At 49.4% G+C, this 21,703-nt stretch carries 18 protein-coding genes; 11 read left to right on the plus strand and 7 right to left on the minus strand.

Annotated features, from left to right (window positions below; all coding sequences use genetic code 11):
* Positions 1-18: 18 nt before the first annotated feature.
* Positions 19-2,583, minus strand: a complete 2,565-nt coding sequence (locus F463_RS14250) for a bifunctional diguanylate cyclase/phosphodiesterase (protein ID WP_018986827.1) — start codon at positions 2,581-2,583, stop codon at positions 19-21.
* A 268-nt stretch (positions 2,584-2,851) separates the two neighbouring features.
* On the opposite strand from F463_RS14250, the gene F463_RS0109395 reads away from it, so the two are divergent.
* Positions 2,852-3,751 (plus strand): SDR family oxidoreductase, encoded by a 900-nt coding sequence (locus F463_RS0109395; RefSeq protein ID WP_018986828.1) that lies wholly within the window; start codon positions 2,852-2,854, stop codon positions 3,749-3,751.
* Between the two features lie 164 nt (positions 3,752-3,915).
* Here F463_RS0109395 and F463_RS0109400 read toward each other — a convergent pair whose 3' ends face one another.
* The 3 genes from F463_RS0109400 to F463_RS0109410 all read right to left on the minus strand — a co-directional run bounded on the left by F463_RS0109400 (position 3,916) and on the right by F463_RS0109410 (position 6,384).
* Positions 3,916-4,368, minus strand: a complete 453-nt coding sequence (locus F463_RS0109400) for a DoxX family protein (RefSeq protein ID WP_018986829.1) — start codon at positions 4,366-4,368, stop codon at positions 3,916-3,918.
* Between the two features lie 26 nt (positions 4,369-4,394).
* Entirely contained in the window at positions 4,395-6,044 is a 1,650-nt protein-coding gene (gene bufB, locus F463_RS0109405) for an MNIO family bufferin maturase (protein ID WP_018986830.1), read from the minus strand.
* 70 nt (positions 6,045-6,114) lie between these two features.
* Entirely contained in the window at positions 6,115-6,384 is a 270-nt protein-coding gene (locus tag F463_RS0109410; protein ID WP_018986831.1) for a hypothetical protein, read from the minus strand.
* A gap of 297 nt (positions 6,385-6,681) precedes the next feature.
* Between F463_RS0109410 and F463_RS0109415 the strand changes: the two genes are divergently transcribed.
* From F463_RS0109415 to nhaA, 9 genes are all read left to right on the plus strand, one after another.
* Positions 6,682-7,998: a chloride channel protein gene (locus tag F463_RS0109415; protein WP_018986832.1), complete on the plus strand. Its 1,317-nt coding sequence runs from the start codon at positions 6,682-6,684 to the stop codon at positions 7,996-7,998.
* 22 nt (positions 7,999-8,020) lie between these two features.
* On the plus strand, positions 8,021-8,257 hold the full coding sequence (locus F463_RS0109420) for a DUF2789 domain-containing protein (RefSeq protein WP_018986833.1): 237 nt from the start codon (positions 8,021-8,023) through the stop codon (positions 8,255-8,257).
* 17 nt (positions 8,258-8,274) lie between these two features.
* Positions 8,275-9,129, plus strand: a complete 855-nt coding sequence (locus F463_RS0109425; RefSeq protein WP_018986834.1) for a hypothetical protein — start codon at positions 8,275-8,277, stop codon at positions 9,127-9,129.
* Between the two features lie 305 nt (positions 9,130-9,434).
* A complete protein-coding gene (locus tag F463_RS0109430; RefSeq protein ID WP_018986835.1) occupies positions 9,435-10,688 on the plus strand; it encodes a cation:proton antiporter in 1,254 nt (417 codons plus the stop codon).
* 200 nt (positions 10,689-10,888) lie between these two features.
* A complete protein-coding gene (locus tag F463_RS0109435; protein ID WP_154650041.1) occupies positions 10,889-12,397 on the plus strand; it encodes a porin in 1,509 nt (502 codons plus the stop codon).
* 317 nt (positions 12,398-12,714) lie between these two features.
* Complete coding sequence (gene ovoA / locus F463_RS0109440; protein WP_018986837.1) at positions 12,715-14,820, plus strand: 5-histidylcysteine sulfoxide synthase; 2,106 nt, start codon at positions 12,715-12,717, stop codon at positions 14,818-14,820.
* The gene (locus tag F463_RS0109445; protein WP_018986838.1) at positions 14,802-16,025 is read left to right on the plus strand and encodes a MalY/PatB family protein; all 1,224 of its coding nucleotides are present in this window, start codon (positions 14,802-14,804) and stop codon (positions 16,023-16,025) included. The genes ovoA and F463_RS0109445 overlap by 19 nt, the downstream gene beginning before the upstream one ends.
* 31 nt (positions 16,026-16,056) lie before the next feature.
* Complete coding sequence (locus F463_RS0109450) at positions 16,057-16,779, plus strand: tetratricopeptide repeat protein (RefSeq protein WP_018986839.1); 723 nt, start codon at positions 16,057-16,059, stop codon at positions 16,777-16,779.
* Positions 16,780-16,944: 165 nt separating this feature from the next.
* Positions 16,945-18,333 (plus strand): Na+/H+ antiporter NhaA, encoded by a 1,389-nt coding sequence (gene nhaA / locus F463_RS0109455; protein WP_018986840.1) that lies wholly within the window; start codon positions 16,945-16,947, stop codon positions 18,331-18,333.
* Between the two features lie 65 nt (positions 18,334-18,398).
* Here nhaA and F463_RS0109460 read toward each other — a convergent pair whose 3' ends face one another.
* Together F463_RS0109460 and F463_RS14255 are read right to left on the minus strand one after the other, a co-directional pair.
* Positions 18,399-18,614 (minus strand): hypothetical protein, encoded by a 216-nt coding sequence (locus F463_RS0109460; protein ID WP_018986841.1) that lies wholly within the window; start codon positions 18,612-18,614, stop codon positions 18,399-18,401.
* A 110-nt stretch (positions 18,615-18,724) separates the two neighbouring features.
* A complete protein-coding gene (locus tag F463_RS14255; protein WP_018986842.1) occupies positions 18,725-19,204 on the minus strand; it encodes a DarT ssDNA thymidine ADP-ribosyltransferase family protein in 480 nt (159 codons plus the stop codon).
* A 358-nt stretch (positions 19,205-19,562) separates the two neighbouring features.
* Here F463_RS14255 and chrA point away from each other — a divergent pair, with 358 nt between their 5' ends.
* On the plus strand, positions 19,563-20,912 hold the full coding sequence (chrA, locus tag F463_RS0109470) for a chromate efflux transporter (RefSeq protein WP_018986843.1): 1,350 nt from the start codon (positions 19,563-19,565) through the stop codon (positions 20,910-20,912).
* A gap of 93 nt (positions 20,913-21,005) precedes the next feature.
* On the opposite strand, the gene F463_RS15265 is transcribed toward chrA, so the two are convergent.
* Complete coding sequence (locus tag F463_RS15265; protein WP_281163730.1) at positions 21,006-21,614, minus strand: DMT family transporter; 609 nt, start codon at positions 21,612-21,614, stop codon at positions 21,006-21,008.
* Positions 21,615-21,703 lie beyond the last annotated feature (89 nt).

Genomic DNA, 21,703 nt, shown 5'->3' on the forward strand with positions numbered 1-21,703 from the left:
AGGTAAGCGAAAGCATCTTCATGCCGGATTTTGCATTCTGGCACTCAGCCAGTCCTCGAATGCGTCGGCTGACAAAGGTCTGGAATACCAGTAGCCCTGGATATAATCGCAACCTATCTGGGTTAATAATGCAAGTTGTGAGGCTGTTTCCACGCCCTCTGCAATGACCTTGAGTCCCAATTTGTGGGCCATCATGATGATCGCCTCAACCAAGGGGTAATCGGCAGATTCGCTGGCGAGATGTGTGATAAAAGTACGATCGATTTTGAGATAGTCCACATTGATGCGCTTGATGTAAGCCAGTGAAGAATATCCGGTGCCAAAATCATCGATGGCCACCTCCACCCCGGCTTCCTGGAAACGTAATAACTGCTCTGACGTCTTGTCCGAAGCATCTAACAACACGCCTTCTGTAATTTCGACGCATAGGCAATGTTTACTGGCTGCCGTTGACGCAAGCAAATTAAACCAGCGATCAAAGTAAGCCGTATTTTTAAACTGGACCGGGGAAAGATTGACACTGATTTGAAAGTCGGGATGAAACCGGCTACGCCACTGAAGTGCCTGTTCCAGGCATTGTATAAATACCCAGCTGCCGATTTCATGGATCAGGCCTGCATCCTCAGCCAAGGGGATGAATTCTGCCGGACTGACAATCCCCATGGTGCCATGCCGCCACCGCAGTAAGGCCTCTGCCTTGGTCACCATCCCAGACTTGGGCTCTACCACAGGCTGGTAATAAATTTCAAACTCATGATTGGCCAATGCATGCCTGAGTTCCCGTTTTTGTTCAGTGCGACGCTGCGCCAAATACTGCATTTCCTGGGTATAAAAAGAATACTGGTTACGACCGCGCTTTTTGGCTTCATACATCGCCTGGTCGGCATTTTTAATCAGGGCGGATGCATCTTCAGCATCGTCAGGGTACACCGTAATCCCGATACTGGCGGAGATGTAAGTGGCATGCGTATCAATCATGATGGGGGCTTGTAATAGGTCCAGGATAGACGTTGCCACATTGGTCGCGGCTTGTGAGTCCTGGACATCTACCAGGGTCACGGTAAATTCATCACCACCCAGACGAGAAATGCAGTCGGTAATCCTGACCACATGCGTGAGCCGCCGTGCCACTTCAATGAGCAACTGGTCTCCGCCTTGATGACCCAAGGCGTCATTGACTTCCTTGAAACCATCCAGATCCAAATACAACAAGACCACTTTAGCGCCTACGCGGTTGGCTCGAAACACCTCCTGTTGCAACCGCTCCTGGAACAAACGGCGATTCGGCAAATGGGTCAAGGCATCGTAATTCGCTTCGTACCAGATACTTTCTTCGTGTTTTTTCTTTTCGGTAATGTCAGAAAACAACACCACGCGCCTGAATGGCTGCCCTTTTTCATCATTGGTGGTATTGACCGTCACCCAGTTGATATATTCTTCACCGTTTTTTTTAACACCATAGATTTCGCCCCGCCAGGATCCTTTTTCTTCAAGATCACTGCGTATCGCGCTATAAAAATCCTGATCATGCCGGGGCGAGCCAAACGCCATCGGGTGATGCCCAATGACCTCTTCAGCACTGTAGCCGGAGATGTTGGTAAAAGCCGGGTTAGTCGCGATGATCAAACCATCAATATCCAACACTAGCATGGCTTCACTGGTGTTCTTGAAAATGGAGTCCGATAGCCGTAGCTCTTCCGCAGCGCGATGCCGCTCAATGGCGATCCTGGCCAGGTTGGAAAGATATTCCATTTGCTCAAGATCGGCTTGCGTAGGCACCTTGGGTGTTTTGTGATAAATCCCGAAGGTGCCGATCACTTCATGATGGTCGACAATAATCGGCATGGACCAACACGACGCCAACCCATATTGGGCAGCCAGCGCTTTGAAACTCTTCCACAAGGGATCTGTCTGGATGTTCTCCACAATGACTGGCTTACCTCTAAACGCAGCCGTACCGCATGAACCGACACTGGGGCCCACTTCCAGGTTTTCTATGGCCTCGCAATAACCCTTGGGCAAACTGGGCGCCACATAGTTTTTAAGCACTTGGTTGGATTTATCCAGCAGCAGAATCGAGCATAACCGCTCCGGATTTTCTTCTTCCACCCCTTGTACAAGGTAGCCGAGAATACTTTTTAAAGGTGCATTGCGGGCAACCAGATCCAACACATGATTTTTGATGTGCTCGCGTGTTTCTGCACGCTTGCGCTCTATGATGGGTCTGACGATGGCACAGTTATATTCATGGCCGTTGTATTCAATATAATTTGAATTGATTTCCACGGGCAATACACTGCCATCTTTTTTTCGATGTTGCGTTTCAAACGTTTTAGCGCCTAATGTTTTTAAACTGGCAAAATGCGCGGCCCATGATGCAGGCGAATAACTTTCATCAATCTGAAAAATATTCAACCCATAGACTTCTTCTTTGCTATAGCCCAATGCCTTGTACGCCGCCTCATTGACATAAACGAGATCACCCGCCGCATTTAGCCAGGTAATCCAATCTTGAACCTTATCAAGCGAGAAACGTGAAAATAACTCAAAATCTGTGAGACCCTCTCCTTTTGCAACTGGCATCACATCTCCTCCGCAACAATATTTATTTGATTAGCTGCACCAGAACGCACTGTTGAAAATCACCCTCTGTCTAGTAGACCTCGTTTGACAGCGGTTAGTTGTGTATAACGGCAGAAGAAGCTGCATTTATAAGTCACAATACTCTTATTTACGCTCATGTGAAATTCCGACGCTTCAATCAGACCTAGCCGGATTATTTCCTTGCTTCCTACACGTTACTTTAACGGTTTACAACACCGTTCCTGTTATCAGTTAAGGAGAAGAAATCATGAGTAAACTTATTACGCCAATTAGCGAACAAGTGATGGTGATCACCGGCGCCTCCAGTGGCATCGGGTTGGCAACAGCCTATGCTGCGGCAGAGCAAGGTGCGAGACTGGTATTGGTTGCCCGTAGTGAAGACATATTAATGAATGTGGTCGATTTGATTGTTGAGAATGGCGGTGAAGCCATGTATGTCGTGGCAGATGTCAGCCAGCGTGAAGAGTTGGAAAGAGTTGCGCAGATCGCTATTGAGCGATTTGGTAGCATAGACACCTGGGTCAATAATGCAGGCGTATCTATCTATGGCCGGCTGGATGAAGTCAGTGACGAAGACCATCGCCGACTGTTCGATATCAACTTCTGGGGTGTGGTGTATGGCTCACTGGTTGCGTTGCCACATTTGATTAAAAGTGAAGGCACGTTAATTAATCTTGGTAGTGAAGTATCTGAAGCGGTACTGCCATTACAGGGCATGTATTCTGCCACCAAGCATGCGGTGAAAGGCTTTACCGATGCCTTGCGCGTAGAAGTGCAAGAACTGGACCAGGCACCGATTTCCATCACCCTGATCCAGCCAACCGCCGTCAATACGCCTTATCCCCAGCATGCCAAAAACTACATGAACAAAGAACCCAAACTGCCTACGCCACAGATTGACCCTGCCGATGTGGCCAATGCGATTCTGGAGGCCGCCACCAGCATTACCCATCACATCAAGGTGGGCATGATGTCCAAGGTCAATACCACCCTGCAAAACCTGATGCCGACACTGGCTGAGAAAATGTCGGCCAAACAGGCTAACCGGCAACAGTATGCAGAAGCGCCCAGAGACCCCGATGGGACTTTATATGCACCCAGTGGTGACGGCCATATTCATGGTAGCGGTGGCATCGTCACGCATTAGGCTTGGATATTCTGACAAGCAAACCAGAAAATGACCGATGAATCCAGCATGAGATTGGCAGTATTCTGGAATCGTTGATACCAAGAGTTCAAGCCCACCTGGGGTTAAATCTCACAAATGGTCATCAGCACAGCGGTGGCTCCTGCGGGAGCCACCGTTTTGGTTTATTTATCAGACTGTTTGCGCTCCAGAAAATAATCTAGCGAGACCTTGCCTGCCCCACAAATCGCCAGCCAGGTGAACACGGCAAAATAGGTCGCTTCTTCAAATCCCAGCAAGGTTTCCAGCGAATCAATATCCGCCAGCTTGGCGGAAATAATGGCCACCACCATGACCACGGCCAGGCCGCCTCCGAGCACTCTGGTCATCAGCCCCAGTATCAGGCCCAGCCCGCCCAAAAACTCCCAGCCTGCCACAAAAGGCGTCAACAATTCCGGGAATGGAATACCCCAGCTTTTGAAGTTTTCTATGATGGCTGGTAAGTTATCGAGCTTGGCCCAACCGGTCAGCATAAATGTATAGCCAACCACGATACGCGCGACCAGCGGGCCAGCCCATTCAAAATGGGCGGCGATGCGTTTAGGCCAACAGATCAACAGGTTCAGTAATGCGTTCATTGGTATTTCCCCTTCAGTGTGTATGTTTACGTGTATTGATGCGATGCGAGCAAGCCGTTGCGCATCCATTTTGAAAAATATTCCGTGATCTTGTATTTCGCGTCTTCCTCAACGTCAGCCAAGGTCTCGCCTATGTTTGCGCCGCTAAATAGTTTGCTGAGCAAGCCAAATTCCTGTGCCTCCAGCTCCATGCGCCACACTACATCCTCATGTCTGAAGACAGCCAGGTAAACGGCCTCATGCAGTGGCTCATGAGGCGTTTGGTCATCCATCACGGACTGGTAATAGGCATTCACCTGCTGATCAAATTGCATCAAGGCCAGGGCCTGGCGTGGATACAGTGTCAGGTCTAACAATGTCTCGGCTGTCAGCCCATGGATATCTGCTTCATCCAGTGGCTGGGTTTCGGTAGGGTCTGTCATTTGCGCCACCGTGGTTTCCAGCTGGCACATGGCATGCGCAAAAGCATCGTCAGGCAAGGTCTGTTGAATAAAGGCTGGCAGTTTGAGTGCAAAACGGCCAATATTAAAGTGGTCCGGTAACACCTCTTCCACAAACGCCCAAATCAGGTCCGAGAATATTTTGTCGGTCAGGTAATGCCGCAATACCGGATAATCTTCAGCCACCGCATCATACAAACGGTAGCGGTAAGCGTTGGCGTAGACCGCTAACTGCTCGTGTGGCGCAAATGCGTTTTTGGCCCGTATCCACTGCACAGGCACGCTATCAAAACGGTCACCCAGCATCACCGCCTGTTGCATATGGGTTTGTGCCTTTAAGAGCGGCACGCTTTCTTCAGCCGCAACGACGCTTTCATCATGCGCAATCTGCGGCAAGGTAAATTCGGTGGCATGCCTGGAGGCTTCCCTGGCCTTATCCAGCTCTGCGGATAACACCGGAAATTCTGGGATACGGTCATCCCATTCAATCATGGTATTGGGCACACGCCCGGCCCTATGCACCACATATTTGTAGAGGTTCCACACCTCATCAATCACATGGTCATCATGAGTATCCACAATATGGTTGCCTTTATGGCTATGCCCGGAAAGATGTACCTGTATGACGCGGTCCAAAGGCAGGGCATCCAGGTAGCTTTGCGGGTCCAGCCGGTGGTTAAAGCAGGTGACATACACATTGTTCACATCCAGTAGCAAATGGCAGTCAGCCTCATTAGCCATGGCTGCAATAAACTCTGCTTCCGGCATCGTAGAGTGCTTGAACTCCAGATAAGTCGAAGGATTTTCCAGCGCAATCCTGCACCCCAGCCGATCCTGCACCTGCTGGATACGGTGGACAATATGCTTGAGCGATTCTTCGGTATAAGGCAGCGGCAACAAATCATGCGTATTTTTATGCGCCACACCGGTCCAGCACAGGTGGTCGGAAACCCATGCAGGATTCACCCAGTCCATCAGCGCTTTCAGTTTTTTAAGATAGTCAGAATTCAACGGGTCTACGCTGCCTATCGACAGGGACACCCCGTGCATGACGACCGGGTACTGTTCTTGGATACGCGCCAGATTGCGTTTGGGCTTGCCGTCGGTATCCATAAAGTTTTCGGAAATCACTTCAAACCAGTCAACCTTGGGTTGATGCTCAAAAATATAAGGGTAGTGCTGAGGTCTGAGCCCGAGTCCGAAACCGAGAGATAAATGATCTAAATCTAAGCCCATTTAAAAATTCCTTTCAAAAAAGCAGGGTGACTACCCTGCCTTTTTGAATCTGGTTGAGATAATTTCTAAATTACTTGCTACCGTCAGTGGCGCATGAACCCTTGCCCTTACACGCGTTTTTGCCATCGCCACCCTGGCCTTTGCAGGCGTTTTTACCTTTACATGCATGCTTCTCTTTGCCATCTGCCGTTTTGCAATTGGCTTTTTCCATCTTGGTATCGTCTTTGCCGTGACAGCCAGACTTGCTCTCTTCGCCTGCGAATGCCGGGGTGGCAGTCATCACGTTGGCGGTAAACAGGCCCAAAAGTGCTGCAGCAGCTAATTTGTTAGTCGTTTTCATCACATCTCCTAAAAGTAACAAATCAAAAAAATGAACCAGTCCATGAGGACTGCCACCTTTAGTCTGAGGAGATAGAAATTACTTACATGTATTTTTCAAACAGGTTGAAAATTTTTATAAACGGCTTTTCCACAACACCGGAGATCTATGAACAGATAGAAAAATTGAAACATCTGCAACAGGGATGGTCACTTTATTTAGGATTGGTCCATGCTTCAAGTTAGACTATGGACCTCTAGTAATTAGCGGATTGATGCTGACGCTAACCCAACATGAATCAATGAAAGCAATCCAAGCATGCTGAAAAAGCTCAGGAGAATCGCCTTATCCATCAAGATGACTGACCTCCATGCCTGGCTGGGCAGGTTTATCATCTGGTCCGCAGCGGCCATTACCGGGCTGGTGATTGTATTATTTGCGCGTGCCACAGAGCAGGCGATTGCCTGGTTTTATGGGATGCAATCCGCGTTCTGGTGGCTGCCTATCCTGATCATGCCCATCGTGGGCATCTTTATCGTCTGGGTGACCCGCACCTGGCTGGCCGGTGCCGCCGGTAGCGGTATCCCGCAAACCATTGCCGCCTTAAAATACGAAGAACACCAGTCCATCAGCCATTTGGTGTCGATTAAAATCGCCGTCACCAAAATGCTGTTTGTCACACTAGGGCTGGCCGCCGGATTCTCTGCAGGCAGGGAGGGCCCCTCGGTGCAGGTTGGCGCAAGCATCATGCATGGTTTCCGCAGATATTTCCCGGCTCACTTTCATGTAGATCCCAGACACCTGATTCTGGCGGGCGGCGCAGCAGGTATTTCAGCGGCATTTAACACCCCCCTGGCAGGGATTGTGTTTGCGATTGAGGAACTGAGCCGCAAGTTTGAACAAAAAACCAATGGCGTCATGATCACCGCCATTGTCTTGTCCGGCCTGGTTTCCATTTCATTACAAGGCAATTACACCTATTTCGGCAGCCTGAATGTCGGCGCCATCCACACCGAGATCCTGTTGCCCGTGCTCATCTGCGGGCTGGTTTGCGGCATGTCTGGCGGCATCTTCAGCCGGACGCTTATCGAATTCTCTGAAAACCTGCCTGGCAGAATCACGGCATTCCGCACCCGCCACCCCCTTTACTGGACAGGCTTTTGCGCATTACTCGTGGCAGGCCTGGGGATTGTCAGCCACGGTGCCGCTAACGGCTCGGGCTACTCAATGACCAAAGCCATGCTAGATGGCACCCTCAATGAAACCTGGTACTACCCTATCGTCAAATACCTCTCCACCATTTTCACTTATTTGAGTGGCATTCCGGGCGGCATCTTTGCCCCGGCATTGTCGATAGGCGCAGGCATCGGTTACGACCTGTCGACCATCTTTCACTACCACGATATCGCCATTGCATTCAGTGCCTTATGCATGGCGGGTTTTCTGGCAGGCGTCACCCAAGCACCCATTACCTCCTTTATTATTGTCATGGAAATGATAGACGGCCATGAAATGGTCATCAGCCTGATGGCCGTTTCACTCATTGCCACTGTCACCTCCAGAATCTTCAGCCGCCCGCTCTACTCGGTACTGGCTGGCCAGTTTAGCCCAGGCAGCCACACGCCAAAACAGTGACCATCCCCAAGGAGACCGCATCATGGAAGCTTCACTACACACCCTCAATAACCTGTTTGCACAACTCGGTTTGCCGAATAGCGATGCAGAGATCGACGCATTTATACAAACACATAGCCATCTGGCTGGCTATATTTCACTCGCTGAAGCACCCTACTGGACACCCGTCCAAGCCGCATTTCTGCGTGAAGAGATTTTAAAAGATGCAGACTGGGCGGAAGTGATAGATCAGTTGAATGCCAGGCTGCACAAGAAGTAAACAGGGCATGAGATTTTATGAGTGACGATTTCAACCTGCCGCCTGGCTACAATACAGTGCGGCTGCAAGACCTCAGCGTGGCCGAACAAACCCGGCTGCTACCGCAAGTGTTTGCACTCGCTAAGGAGCAATACCCTGAGTGGCCCACCGAGCAAGTGAAGAACTGGCTTGCTGCCCTGGCCAGTGGCAATGACAACGGCACCAAAATGGCTGTTTCAGTAGTGTTGGATGCACAAGCTGATGCAGCGGCCGCCAGCGCGATGGAGTTATATCGCAATGGCACGGCCATGATCAACTATAGTCTTGCCCAGAAAACGACAGCGCATGGCGCTGCCCTCATTTACGCGGCCACCAAAGATATGGCAGCAGGCATCAAAGCGTTGCAAGCCCGGGGTGAAACTATCCACTTTGTCGGCAAAGAGCACCATTTAAAAAGCCTGCGCGCCATCGCCGGTTATTACGCGGTCGGCCAGGTACCAATTGATGGCCCGACCTCACTACTCACCGCCAAAGTGAAATATTACGAAGTCGCCTATGGTGACCCGAAAGAAGTTGAAAACCAGGCCAGGATAGATCATGCCTATAGCCTGGCGGACCCGAAAGCTGGCTACAGCCAAGAAGAGGATGTACACCTCTGGCTGCTAGGCGACTTTATACCCAGCGATCCTGCCAAACCTCTGGCCGAATCCCTCAGGGCACTGGCAGAAACCTACGCCCTGGAGCACAGCATTTTCCGAGAAAAAGATATCCGTTTAGACCCCGGCTATCTGTCACTCCACCAGCTGGCTGACCATTTGCCAGCGACGGCCACCTACCAACAAGCGGTACAAGCCTCGGCACGTGGTGCCGCGCAATGGATGGGTATGGCTTGAGTAGACCTGCAGCGGCGACAAAAAACGGATGCGCTGTTAGCTAAACAGCGTTGTCTGGTGCGCTGATTCTGACATGGTTTTCAGTGTCTTCCTGATAAACACCACTTGCCCGCCATATTAATCTACCGCTACAGGTTGATTGTTTGATGAATTAATTTCGGAAATTAGGTTCAATGTGCCGGAGGTCTGAAGGAAATCATGATGCTACCAATCAACCTTTTCAAGCGCGTATTCCAGTGACGTTCATTCACTGGCTATCAACCTAGATGACTTCTCCCTTGTGGTTTTTACTCATAGGACTGTTAATGTTAACCAGGGGGTTAAGCCAAACCTGCTTGCAGAAGCTGCCTTTTACCCCGGCCATTGTGTATCTCGTCATTGGCTTTCTTCTCGGGCCATCTTTTTTCAATTTCTTTTATTTTGACCCTATCAAGCAAGCCCCCCTCCTGGAAAAGCTGACCGAGATCGCAGTCCTCATCTCGCTGTTTTCAGCCGGGGTTAAAATGCCCGTCCCGTTTAAACTCACACAGTGGCAATTACCGCTCAGGCTGGCCTCTCTCTCCATGATGTTCACCATTGCACTGATCACCGTATTCGCTGTGTTTATACTCGAGCTGCCATTAGGCGCAGGCGTACTGCTCGGAGCCTTGCTGGCACCCACCGACCCTGTGCTGGCGACGGATGCTCAGTCCCGCTACCCGGGAGACAAAGATCAACTCAGGTTCACGCTCACGTGCGAAGCCGGGATGAATGATGGCACTGCGTTTCCCTTTATCATGCTCGGCCTCGGCTTGCTCGGCCTGCACGACTTGGGTACCGCCGGTGGCCAATGGCTGATGAAAGAGATCATCTGGGCCACCGCTATCGCCGTTATCATCGGCATCGCCGGAGGTATTGCCGTCGGTAAAATGGTCTGGGAGCTGAGAGGCCAGCGAACCAGGCAAGACGTGCTGGACGATTTAGTCGGTTTGGGATTAATCGCCATTGTGTATGGCTTTAGCCTGTTATTAAATGGCTGGGGATTTTTAGCGGTATTCTTTGCCGCCGTGGCGCTTAGACATACTGAGCTCAAGCTCGCAAAAGCTGCCGGGATCAAACCCGAACAACTGGGCGCCGGCGTCGAAGAGCCCGTGGTTGAAGATGCCGACACTGCGGTGCCTTCGATTGTCAGTGCAGAAGCCCTGGTATTCAAAGAGCATCTCGAAAGACTCTCGGAACTCATGCTGGTATTGCTGGTAGGAGGCATGCTGGTGGCTGATTTCTGGAACTGGCGCACAATCAGCCTCGCTCTATTTGTCTTTGTGGTAGCACGCCCGTTAAGCGTGTTATGCGGATTGATGCTCACCAAAACACGCTGGCCCATTCAGGCAACCCTGGCGTGGTTTGGCGTGCGTGGCATAGGCTCAATTTACTACCTCATGTATGCCATTCAGCATGGCGTACCCGAGTCCATCGCCAGAGAGCTGATTCAACTCACCTTTATTGTCATTGCGCTCTCCATCGTGGTGCATGGTATCAGCGTCAAGCCTCTTCTTAATGGTTTATTCGATCGCAAGTGAGGAAACAAAGTAAAGCAGCAAAATGATTAGGCTTGGTTTGTGTTACTAAAAGTCATGACATCTCTGTCAGGAGTGCATCGGCAAGCCGACGAAACTGTGCGATAAGTTTTCACGGTTTAATTGTTAAATGACATAATAATTGTGACAGAAATATGACATTTTAAACTTTCATTTAACACTTCAACATGACCGGTGACGACATGAACAACCTCCCACGTTTAACGTGCTATTTAATATTCGCTGCATTTTTCAACCCTTCAGCGAACGCGCTGGATTTATATGTAGATAATGACACACAGCAAATTTATGCCGCCCCCGGTCATAACCGGACCAGATTAGGAACGTTTGAAAAAAAAGAAGAGATTGAAAAATTACGGGCCAGCTTAAAAGCTGAAATCGAAAAAGAGCTGCAATTAAAAGAAAAACACCCTAGCAATAACGCCTTGACAGAAAACCAAGCGGTGGCTTCTGTGCAGAATATTCTCACAGAAGAAGAAATGGCAAAAAATAGAACTGCGCCACCCAAAAACAAAGCAAACACCCCCGCTACCACCAGTTATGGCAAAAATGGTTTCGAATTCAGAACCGACAACGACAAGTTTTCGCTGGCGATTCAAAACCGGCTGCAGGCGCGCTATGCAGAACCGTTTGACAGTGACCCCCGCACCCTCGCTGACGTACAGAGAGATGAAAGCTCTTTCATGATTCGTCGCGCACGCACCAAACTCAATGGTCACGCTTATTCCCCCTGGCTCAAATATTATCTGCAATATGACTGGTCGCAACCTGTATTACGTGATGCCAATTTAACCTATGATAAGTACAAATGGGCGCAGGTGCGGGTGGGGCGAGGCAAAGTGAGCTATAACAATGAGCGTGTCACTTCCTCAGGCAGCCAGCAATTTGTGAACCGTTCCATCGTCAACGACATCTTCACGGTTGATCGCCAGCAGGGCATAGAGGTGAAGGGTAACCTTTTTCCTGGTCAGTGGTACGACTTCACTTATTATGCGGGTGTATTTACCGGCCTGGGAGTGGGCGAACGAAACAACGACGATGGCAACATGATGTATTCAGGTCGTTTGCAATGGAACGCACTGGGAGGGGAAATGAGGTTCAGCCAGTCCGATGTGGAATATCATGAACACCCGGCATTGAATATCTCGATCGCGGCAAACACTAACCGTAGTAAATGTACTGCCTTTGAAACCGATAGCCGCAGTTGCAGAAGACTGACGGATTTAAACGCTGCAGGTGGGGCGCGTTATAGAGATCCTGCCACCTCCGGCGCGGCAGGCGCCCAAAATGGGCAATATGAAATACAGCAGATGATGGAAGAAGTCCATTTTAAATGGAAAGGGTTTTCATTGTTACATGAGTTGCATGCCAAAGAGATCAAAGACACATTAAATAACGATGCACGCACCAAGTTACTGGGCGGGTTTGTGCAGGCAGGATACTTCCCGCACGCTTTTCTGGACTTCATCCCGACCGGCATCGAATTTGCAGGCCGTTATGCAGTGGTGGATATGGACACCAGCCGTGACAATGACAAACAGACTGAATTCAGTGCTGTGATCAATTACTTTTTAGAAGGCCACTTCAACAAACTGAGTCTGCAATTTAGCCGCCTGAGTGTAGAGGATCCGGTCAGGTTGCAAAAAGATGCCGAAAACAGGATGTGGGCACAGTGGGATTTTTCTTTTTAATGCTTAAGCTATGAGTGCATGCTAATAACGATTATAAGCATGTATTCTGCCGAGTTTTTATTGACATTAGCAGCCGAAATCGCGGCTGTTAATGTCTTCAAATGCTGTTCTACAAGCGCTGGATAGTTGAAGATACTTAAAGAGATCTCTACCAAGCAAACTCATTTCTCATGCTCAATTGAACCAATCACTTCATTTTTATTCAATAAACAAGCGCAAGCTGGCAGGTGATTGTTTTATTGGCCGCAGCACAGACCTGACTTCCAGCATGCATAGACACCTATAAGAGTAAAAACATACACACAACGATTAATAATATGAGCAAGCACCCTCACCGAAGCCCCTTATTAAACCATCCACAAACACCGCTGACACGCGAGCAGATACTGGCTTATTTTCATGAAACATCAGATATTTATGAATCATTGTTTGAGGTACTCACCAGTGACGAGGCGTATTACATCAAACCGATTCCACTCCGGCATCCGCTGATTTTTTACTTCGGCCATACCCATACCTTTTTTATCAATAAGCTGATTCTGGCCGGGCTCATCACAGAACGCGTGAATCCCAGGTTTGAGTCCATGTTTGCTGTCGGCGTCGATGAAATGAGCTGGGACGATGTCAACGAGGCCCACTACCAGTGGCCGACACCTGCCGAGGTCAAAGCTTACCGGGCCGGTGTGCGTGAAGTGGTGGATGACTTGATCAATCGCCTGCCGTTGGATAAAGCGATCGACTGGGAGAGCCCCTGGTGGCCGATTCTCATGGGCATAGAGCATGAGCGCATCCACCTGGAAACCAGCTCGGTGCTGATCCGCCAACACGCCTTAAAATATGTGCAACCCTCCCCCGCCTGGACGCATACTGCTGACTTGACGGCTGCCGCGCCTGAAAATACCTTGGTGACTATCCCGGCGCGTGAGATTGTGCTGAATAAGTCTGTCGAGTATTACGGCTGGGATAACGAGTACGGTCACTTTCACATGCACTGTCAGGCGTTTGAGGCGGCAAAATACCTCACCTCCAATGCCGAGTTTTTGAAGTTTGTAGAAGCAGGTGGCTACCAGAATGATGTCTACTGGCAAGAGGAAGGCCTGGCCTGGCGGCAATACGCACAAGCTGAACACCCCACCTTCTGGATCAAACACGGTAGCGGCTGGAAACTGCGTTTGATGACCGAAGAAGTCGACATGCCCTGGAGCTGGCCGGTAGAAGTGAATTACCATGAGGCCAAGGCGTTTTGCAACTGGCTGTCTGCGCAAACCGGCAAACCTGTGCGCCTGCCCACCGAGCATGAGTGGTATAGTCTGTATGAGCATGGAGGCTTGTCAGATGAGAAGATCGCCAATGGTCATCACGCCAACCTGTTTTTAGACCATGGCGCGTCATCCTGCCCGGTCAATCAGTTTGCGCATGGTGATCTCTATGATGTGGTAGGCAATGTCTGGCAATGGACAGAAACGCCGATTTTCCCGTTTGATGGGTTTAAAGTGCATCCCTTGTACGATGACTTTACGACACCGACCTACGATGGCCGCCATAACCTCATCAAAGGCGGTTCGTGGATTTCGACCGGTAACGAGGCGATTAAACACTCGCGCTATGCGTTTCGTCGCCACTTTTTTCAACATGCAGGATTCCGCTATATTGTGACTGACACCCCCGTAGAAAATAAAGCCGCGTATTACGAATCGGACAAACAACTGTCTGAGTATGCTGAATTTCATTATGGCGACAGCTATTTTGGCGTACCTAACTTTCCCAAAGCCTTGAGCGATTATGCCTTAGAGCATTTACAAGCCAAGCCCAGACGCAAAGCGCTCGATTTAGGCTGTGCCACCGGGCGCGCCACGTTTGAGCTGGCAAAAGCGTTTGAACACGTCACTGGCATCGATTTTTCTGCCCGCTTTATTGGACTGGCACTGCAGGCGGCCGAGCAAGGCGTGTTGCGTTACACCCTGGCGGACGAAGGTGAGTTAGTCAGCTACCAGGAACGCACCCTGAGCGCCCTGGGCTTAGACCAGGTAGTCGATAAAGTAGAGTTCTGGCAGGGCGATGCCTGCAACCTCAAAGCCCAATTCACGGGCTATGACTTTATTCTGGCTGCGAATTTAATTGACCGGCTGTATAGCCCGCGCCAGTTCTTAAGCAGCATTCATGAACGCCTGAATATGGGCGGCGTGCTCATGATCACCTCACCTTACACCTGGCTGGAGGAGCACACCCCACGCGAAGAATGGATAGGCGGCTACAAGCAGGATGGTGAAAATGTGACCACGCTGGATGGTTTAAAAGCCCTGTTAAGCCCGCACTTGACACTCATGCAAGCTCCGGTAGAGATTCCGTTTGTGATCCGCGAAACCCGCCACAAATTCCAGCATACGCTGTCAGAAGTGACGCTATGGGAGCGCGTGCGTTGACCAGCCGCTTTGACCAAGCCATCGCGCGTGAAGGCAGCGGCGCATTAAAATACGATGGCCGTCAGCAGACCTTCGGCACCACCGAGGTCATGCCGATGTGGGTGGCCGATATGGATTTTGCCGTGCCTGAAGCGGTGATCCAGGCGCTGCAAGCCCGGGTCGCACATCCGGTGCTAGGGTATTCCCTGGCGCCAGACAGCCTCTATCAAGCACTGATGGATTGGCTAGCGACCAAGCATCATTGGCAAGTGCCACGCGAGTGGATTGTGCTCACGCCCGGCGTGGTGCCTTCACTGAATATGGTCGTTGCAGCGCTCACTCAGCCAGACGATGGCGTAATTGTGCAACCGCCGGTGTATTTCCCGTTTTTTTCGGCGGTCACCGGGCAGCAACGGCGTTTAATTGAAAACCCGTTACGTCTGATGGATGGCGCAGGCCAGCCGCACTACCAGATAGACATGGACCACCTGGCCGTATGCGCCGAACAGGCCCGGCTGCTTTTACTATGCTCACCGCATAATCCGGTAGGTCGTGTGTGGCAAACGGCAGAATTGGAAGCCATGTTAAGCATCGCTAACCAGCACGACCTGATTGTGCTCTCCGACGAAATCCATGCCGATTTAGTCTATGCCGATGCACAACACCAGCCGTTGAGCCGCCTGGCGATGCAGGCCGAAACCGCAGAGCAAACTGCGCAGTCGCACCGAGTGATTACCGCCGTCTCGCCCAGCAAAACCTTTAATATCCCGGGGCTGGGGCTCTCTGCCTTGATTGTGCCTAACACCGCCCATAGACAAGCCATTCAACGCCATCTCAACATCCTGGGCATCTCAGTCACCAACCCCCTCAATATGGCCGCCTTTGAAGCGGCCTATCGCGGCGGCGGCAACTGGCTAAATGAGCTGATGCCTTATCTGCAAGCCACACGCGATGCAGCCGTGGCGTATATTCAAGCCGAGCTGCCCAGTATTAAAGTCATCGCGCCGCAAGCCACTTATCTGCTCTGGCTAGATTGCCGCGCACTCAAGCTGGATGACGCCGCTTTAAAACGCTTTTTTATTGATGAAGCTCAGCTCGGCCTTTCCCCTGGCCCCATGTTTGGTCATGGCGGCGAAGGCTTTATGCGCATGAACATAGGCACCACCAAAGCCAACGTACTAGAAGCACTGGCGCGATTAAAAACCGCTTTAACTCGCCATGCATAACAAACGCAGCATTCACCTTTAAGGAAAACGCATGATGCAAACAGGGAAAATGATGTTAGCTGGGCTGTTGTTATTTGCATTGTTCACAGGCATCGTGGCGCAAGCAAACACGCTGGAAGAAGCCAGACAAAAGCTCGCAGAAAAAGACTATGCCGCCGCCCACGCCATATATTTGGCCCTGGCGAACCAGAACGATGCCAAAGCCTGCTACAACCTGGGCCTGATGTATCAAGATGGCGATGGCGTGACCAAAAACATGGATGAAGCGGTCAAGTGGTACACCAAGTCAGCAGATCTGGGTTACAAAGAAGCGCAGTACCTGCTGGCCTCACTGGTGTTTCAGCGCCAGACTCAAAGCATCAGCTACCCGCAAGCCGTGACTTATTATGAGCAGGCAGCCAAGCAAGGGCATGTGAAGTCGCAACTCAACTTAGGCATGCTGTATTTGCGTGGCGATGTGATCGCACAAGACATGCCCGCCGCGGTGAAATGGATAAGCCAGGCCGCCAGCAATAACAATAGTGAAGCCCAAGGTTATCTGGCTGACCTCTACCAGCAAGGGGCCGGGGTTGAGCAAAACACGGTCAAAGCAGCCATGTGGCTATTGCTAGCCACGCAAAACGAAGACAAGCGCTTTGTGAACCGCCACACCAAAATGCTCAATTATCTTGCTGCGCAAATGAGCGAAGAACAAAAAGCCACTGCCAAACAATTGGCCGCACAATGTAACAGCCAACATTTACAAGGCTGTTAAATATTGCGTTGGTTACCAGAAGCAAGCCTTCACTGACCGCAAAAGGCTTATGTATTCTGCAGTATCGTAATAAAATGAGTGCCAATATATTATTCGGTGTCTCCAGTTCCAGTGATGTCTACCGTTTAAACGCATCAGGCAAAAATCAAAGTTAGGTTGTAACGCATGTCTATCAGCAAAAAAGCAGCGGGTATTGAAAAAGATGGGGTGATTTACGCCCCGTGGGAAAGAATCTTCACCAAAGTCATTACCCCGTTTGAACATTTTGTTCATCAACAAACCACCAGTGGCATCCTGTTAATGCTGGCGGCAGTCTTTGCACTGATCATCGCCAACAGCAATCTGGCAGAGGTTTACGAGCATTTATTGCACACACCTGTTGGCGTCATGTTCGGCGAGTGGCAAATGCAAATGAGCCTGCATCATTTCGTCAATGATGGCTTGATGGCAATCTTCTTTTTTGTCGTCGGCCTGGAGTTAAAGCGGGAGTTTCTGGTTGGCGAACTTTCAGATATTAAACAAGCCGCCTTACCCATCATTGCTGCCATCGGCGGCATGGTCATGCCAGCGTTGACGTTCCTTGCCTTTAATCATGGCACCGATGCCGTGCCGGGCTGGGGCATTCCCATGGCGACCGATATTGCGTTTGCGGTCGGCGTGCTGGCATTGCTGGCCTTCCGGGTGCCCAAAACCCTCATCACCTTTTTAGTCGCGCTTGCCATTGCAGATGACCTGGGTGCGGTATTAGTCATCGCTTTTTTCTACACGCAACATCTCTCAATTTCATGGTTACTCATTGCGGCCAGCCTGGTGCTCATCTTGATCACCTTGAATTTCTCTGGTGTGCGCAAAGTCAGCCCCTATTTTATTGTCGCGGTTTTCCTCTGGTACGCCTTATTTCAATCTGGCGTCCATGCCACATTGGCTGGGGTATTAGGGGCATTTACAGTCCCGGCCAGGTCCAGATACAACCTCGATAGATTTGCCGCAAACATTCAAGATCTGGTGACTCGATTTAACGAGAGCCGCACTGACCATGACACCGTCATGACCAATGATCGCCTCTACATGCTGGCTGAAGAAGTAGAACAAAACGCAAACAAGGTACAAACCCCTTTGCAGCGTTTAGAGCATGTGTGGCACTTGCCGGTCGCGTTTCTCATCATCCCCTTGTTTGCCATCATTAACGCAGGCATCACCATCGATGCATCTACGTTTGGCGCCACATTCTCTCACCCGGTGTTTCTGGGCGTATTCCTCGGCTTGGCGCTCGGCAAGCTGGTAGGCATTTCCGGTGCCTGCTGGATCGCGATTAAACTCAAACTGGGGCAACTGCCTACTGGCACTACGTTTTCGCAAATTATGGCCGTCTCCATTCTTGGCGGGATCGGATTCACCATGTCCATCTTTATTGCTGAGTTAGCCTTTAAAGGTAGTCCGGAATATTTACTCATGGCAAAAACCGGCGTGCTGGCAGCCTCCATCATTGCTGGCATCGTGGGTTATTCTGTCTTAAGATTTTTAGGCAGGCATATACAAAAACCTGCTGCATAAAATCGCGGCTGAATTCGGGGGCATTGAGCAAGACCTGCTCCTCAACTATCCTTGGTCAACATTGATTAAGTGGCAACGTTGTCTAACAACGCTAACCCACGCTCAACATTGTCAGCACCACGCATCGCCCTTAACCTAAAGTGCGTTTCAGCATCAAACTCCGCCAGCATTAGAGTTGTCATTTCATCCACCAGGCGATTAACTGTGGTACCGCGTGATTTTGCTAAAGCACGCAACCGCTGATGTTTGTCATCGGGTAAACGTAAGGTTAAAGCACTCATTTCAACCGCTCCTTTAACAAATCTTCTGGGCTGATAACACGCAAATTTGGAAAGCGCAACAAGCCAGGTAGCCAATTGGCTGCTCGATTCAAAAGACAGGAATTGCAATCCTATTTCAAACTTTGAAGTAGGACTTTGAGCATCGGATTTGTCGGAAACTTATCTGGAAGACGAAGAGCTGCGCGAGTAGGTTTATTCGGAGCTTCAGCGAACATGTTATTAAACGCTTGCAGGGTTTTTCTTTGTGCAATTGGTATATTAGCTACCTGAGCACTTGCTGCATTTTCATGACAGAAAGCACATTCTTTTTCCCACAAAATATTTCTCTGCACACCTAGCACAATCCATTGTTGGGTTGTACTTAGCATTCGCAGCCTCCAAAACATCTTGTAATTTGGATGTTCAATTGACAAGCTGCTTGCACCAAGATGTCCATCCAATCTTATATCATCATTAAACTGATAAGGTAACCCTAAATTATCTAGGTGCCCCCTCGGTAAGATTCCGTTCGTCATGATAGACGGAAGACTTTCAATTTTAGTGAAATGGTATAAACACTGAATATCTCTTCTTAAAACTTCTGCCTGCATACAAAAGCCTTTAAATAAACTACAAATAAAAAGGTGTGCCCTCCTACATAAGACGCAACCATTCAACTTTTAAAATCAAATAATTAATCTTCGCTCAATCAGTAGATATTGCAGCAAAATATCGCCATAAATTGCACTACTGCTGGACACATCACACATAAACTGCAATTCATTTACCGAATTCTCCTAAGGTCGATTTATTACCTAATATCAGCCAGTAAATAGTAATTCTTGTTCTGAATTAATTAAGTCGGTTGTATAATTTTTATATGGGGATTCAGCAGCCTCCCCGTTTCAAGACGATTTCCGTCCAAGGTCTGCTCAAATCTTGGGGGGAATCCCCACGAAATGAGAACTTATGGACGAAACGAATAAAAACTCTTCATCTCAAATATCCCCAATCTCTGTTAAAGAGGCATTTCTTTATTGGTTAAAGCTAGGCTTCATTAGCTTCGGTGGACCGGCAGGTCAAATTGCCATCATGCACCACGACCTGGTAGAGAAAAAACGCTGGATATCAGAAAAGCGCTTTTTGCATGCGCTCAACTATTGCATGTTGCTACCTGGTCCCGAAGCACAGCAACTTGCCACCTATATTGGCTGGTTGATGCACCGTACTTGGGGAGGGCTTGTTGCTGGAGTATTGTTTGTGCTCCCCTCATTTTTCATCTTGGTAGGACTTGCTTGGGTATATATGGCCTATGGGAGCGTGCCTGCTGTCGCTGGCGTTCTGTATGGCATCAAGCCTGCTGTCGTGGCAATTGTTTTGTTTGCAGCTTACCGAATAGGCTCCCGAACGCTCAAAAACAAAGTATTGTGGTCTATCGCTGCATTAGCCTTCATAGCTATCTTTTTACTAAAACTGCCTTTTCCTTTGATTATTCTTGCAGCCGGTATTATTGGTCATTTCGGTGGACGCAAAACGCCTCAGTTTTTTAAAGTTGGCGGAGGTCATGGAGCAGCCGATAAAAATTACGGCAAGGCATTGATAGACGACGATACCCCAACTCCTTCACATGCACTTTTCAGTTGGAATAAGTTGTGGCGAATGGCGGGTATAGGCTTGGCGATATGGTTCGCGGCAATGCTGGTCTTAGTGGGTTTGTATGGGTGGGAGGCAACACTCACTCAAATGGGTTGGTTCTTTACTAAAGCGGCCCTCATGACTTTTGGTGGCGCTTATGCGGTATTACCGTATGTATTTCAGGGCGCCGTCGAACATTACCAATGGTTAAGCCCAACACAAATGATTGACGGTCTGGCTTTAGGGGAAACCACCCCAGGCCCGCTTATTATGGTGGTCACTTTCGTTGGATTCGTTGGTGGTTGGATGACGCATGCTCTAGGCGTTGATGCCATTTTTGCGTCTGCATTTGCTGCGGCATCTGTTGTCACTTTCTTTACGTTTTTACCCAGCTTTATTTTTATTTTTATGGGCGCTCCATTTATTGAGACGACACACGGCAACTTGAAGTTTACCGCGCCACTGAGTGCTATTACCGCTGCGGTGGTAGGGGTGATTCTAAATCTGGCATTGTTCTTTGCTTATCATGTCTTTTGGCCAACTGGCTTTGAGGGCGCAGTTGACTGGCCATCTGTTTTATTGACTATCGTGGCTTCTATAGCCATTTTCAGGTTCAAGATAGGCGTGATACCGGTCATTATCACCAGTGGTGTATTAGGGATGATTTGGAAACTACTGATGTGAATTTTCAAATTAGTACAGTACGGTTGTGACCAGTCAGGTTGCACAAGTAGTCAGAGAACATTCCGGATGACTTGATGAAGCACTGAGCAAGTATTAATGCTTGTGTTGATGATGTAGATCAGGGAAATGCGGGTGGCTATGATTTAATGGCACATGTTGATGGGAGTGAGTGTGAGGCTCACTTCCGTCCCAATCGAAGGCATGTTCATGGTTGTGATGCTCGTCATGTATGTGACGATGTTGATGTTGCAGTTCCTCATGATGATGAAGGTGAACATGATGCTCACTTAAATGCAGCCAAACACCTATCATCATTAAGCCTGTTGCGATCCAAAACATAGTATTAGGCTGCTCGTGTAGCAGCACAAAAGAGCAGATCACGCCAGCAAAGGGTGCTATAGAAAAATATGCGCCGGTTCTGGCTGTGCCAATATGGCGCAAAGAAATGACAAACAATACTAGGCTTACCCCGTAACCTAATAAGCCGATACTCGCTGCACTTAAGCCCACTGATAAAGCCGGTAATTTGTAACCGAGGCTAAGTGCAATTCCTAGGTTTACAAAACCAGCTACCAACCCTTTTATACAAGCAATTTGTAGCGCATCATTGGCTGATATTTTCCGGGTGAGGTTGTTATCAATTCCCCAACATAGGCACGCGCCTGCTATAGCCAGCGCTCCCCAAGGGAACGTTACATTCAACTCGTTTGGCCATGAAAGCAGAAGGCTACCCAGTACAATGCAGATCATTCCAAGGAGTATTCGCCGATCAAAATGCTCTTTGAAAACGT

The sequence above is a fragment of the Methylophilus methylotrophus DSM 46235 = ATCC 53528 genome (assembly GCF_000378225.1).
Classification (GTDB): Bacteria; Pseudomonadota; Gammaproteobacteria; order Burkholderiales; family Methylophilaceae; genus Methylophilus; species Methylophilus methylotrophus.

What these genes read in the sequence shown, in the direction of transcription:
- F463_RS0109425 (WP_018986834.1), top strand. Translation starts at nt 8,275, where the DNA reads ATGAGTGACGATTTCAACCTGCCGCCTGGCTACAATACAGTGCGGCTG.
- F463_RS0109400 (WP_018986829.1), bottom strand. Translation starts at nt 4,368, where the DNA reads ATGAACGCATTACTGAACCTGTTGATCTGTTGGCCTAAACGCATCGCC.
- F463_RS14250 (WP_018986827.1), bottom strand. Translation starts at nt 2,583, where the DNA reads ATGCCAGTTGCAAAAGGAGAGGGTCTCACAGATTTTGAGTTATTTTCA.
- F463_RS0109395 (WP_018986828.1), top strand. Translation starts at nt 2,852, where the DNA reads ATGAGTAAACTTATTACGCCAATTAGCGAACAAGTGATGGTGATCACC.
- chrA (WP_018986843.1), top strand. Translation starts at nt 19,563, where the DNA reads ATGGACGAAACGAATAAAAACTCTTCATCTCAAATATCCCCAATCTCT.
- ovoA (WP_018986837.1), top strand. Translation starts at nt 12,715, where the DNA reads ATGAGCAAGCACCCTCACCGAAGCCCCTTATTAAACCATCCACAAACA.
- F463_RS0109435 (WP_154650041.1), top strand. Translation starts at nt 10,889, where the DNA reads ATGAACAACCTCCCACGTTTAACGTGCTATTTAATATTCGCTGCATTT.
- F463_RS0109445 (WP_018986838.1), top strand. Translation starts at nt 14,802, where the DNA reads ATGGGAGCGCGTGCGTTGACCAGCCGCTTTGACCAAGCCATCGCGCGT.
- F463_RS0109420 (WP_018986833.1), top strand. Translation starts at nt 8,021, where the DNA reads ATGGAAGCTTCACTACACACCCTCAATAACCTGTTTGCACAACTCGGT.
- F463_RS14255 (WP_018986842.1), bottom strand. Translation starts at nt 19,204, where the DNA reads ATGCAGGCAGAAGTTTTAAGAAGAGATATTCAGTGTTTATACCATTTC.
- bufB (WP_018986830.1), bottom strand. Translation starts at nt 6,044, where the DNA reads ATGGGCTTAGATTTAGATCATTTATCTCTCGGTTTCGGACTCGGGCTC.
- F463_RS0109410 (WP_018986831.1), bottom strand. Translation starts at nt 6,384, where the DNA reads ATGAAAACGACTAACAAATTAGCTGCTGCAGCACTTTTGGGCCTGTTT.
- F463_RS0109415 (WP_018986832.1), top strand. Translation starts at nt 6,682, where the DNA reads ATGCTGAAAAAGCTCAGGAGAATCGCCTTATCCATCAAGATGACTGAC.
- nhaA (WP_018986840.1), top strand. Translation starts at nt 16,945, where the DNA reads ATGTCTATCAGCAAAAAAGCAGCGGGTATTGAAAAAGATGGGGTGATT.
- F463_RS0109430 (WP_018986835.1), top strand. Translation starts at nt 9,435, where the DNA reads ATGTTAACCAGGGGGTTAAGCCAAACCTGCTTGCAGAAGCTGCCTTTT.
- F463_RS0109460 (WP_018986841.1), bottom strand. Translation starts at nt 18,614, where the DNA reads ATGAGTGCTTTAACCTTACGTTTACCCGATGACAAACATCAGCGGTTG.
- F463_RS0109450 (WP_018986839.1), top strand. Translation starts at nt 16,057, where the DNA reads ATGATGCAAACAGGGAAAATGATGTTAGCTGGGCTGTTGTTATTTGCA.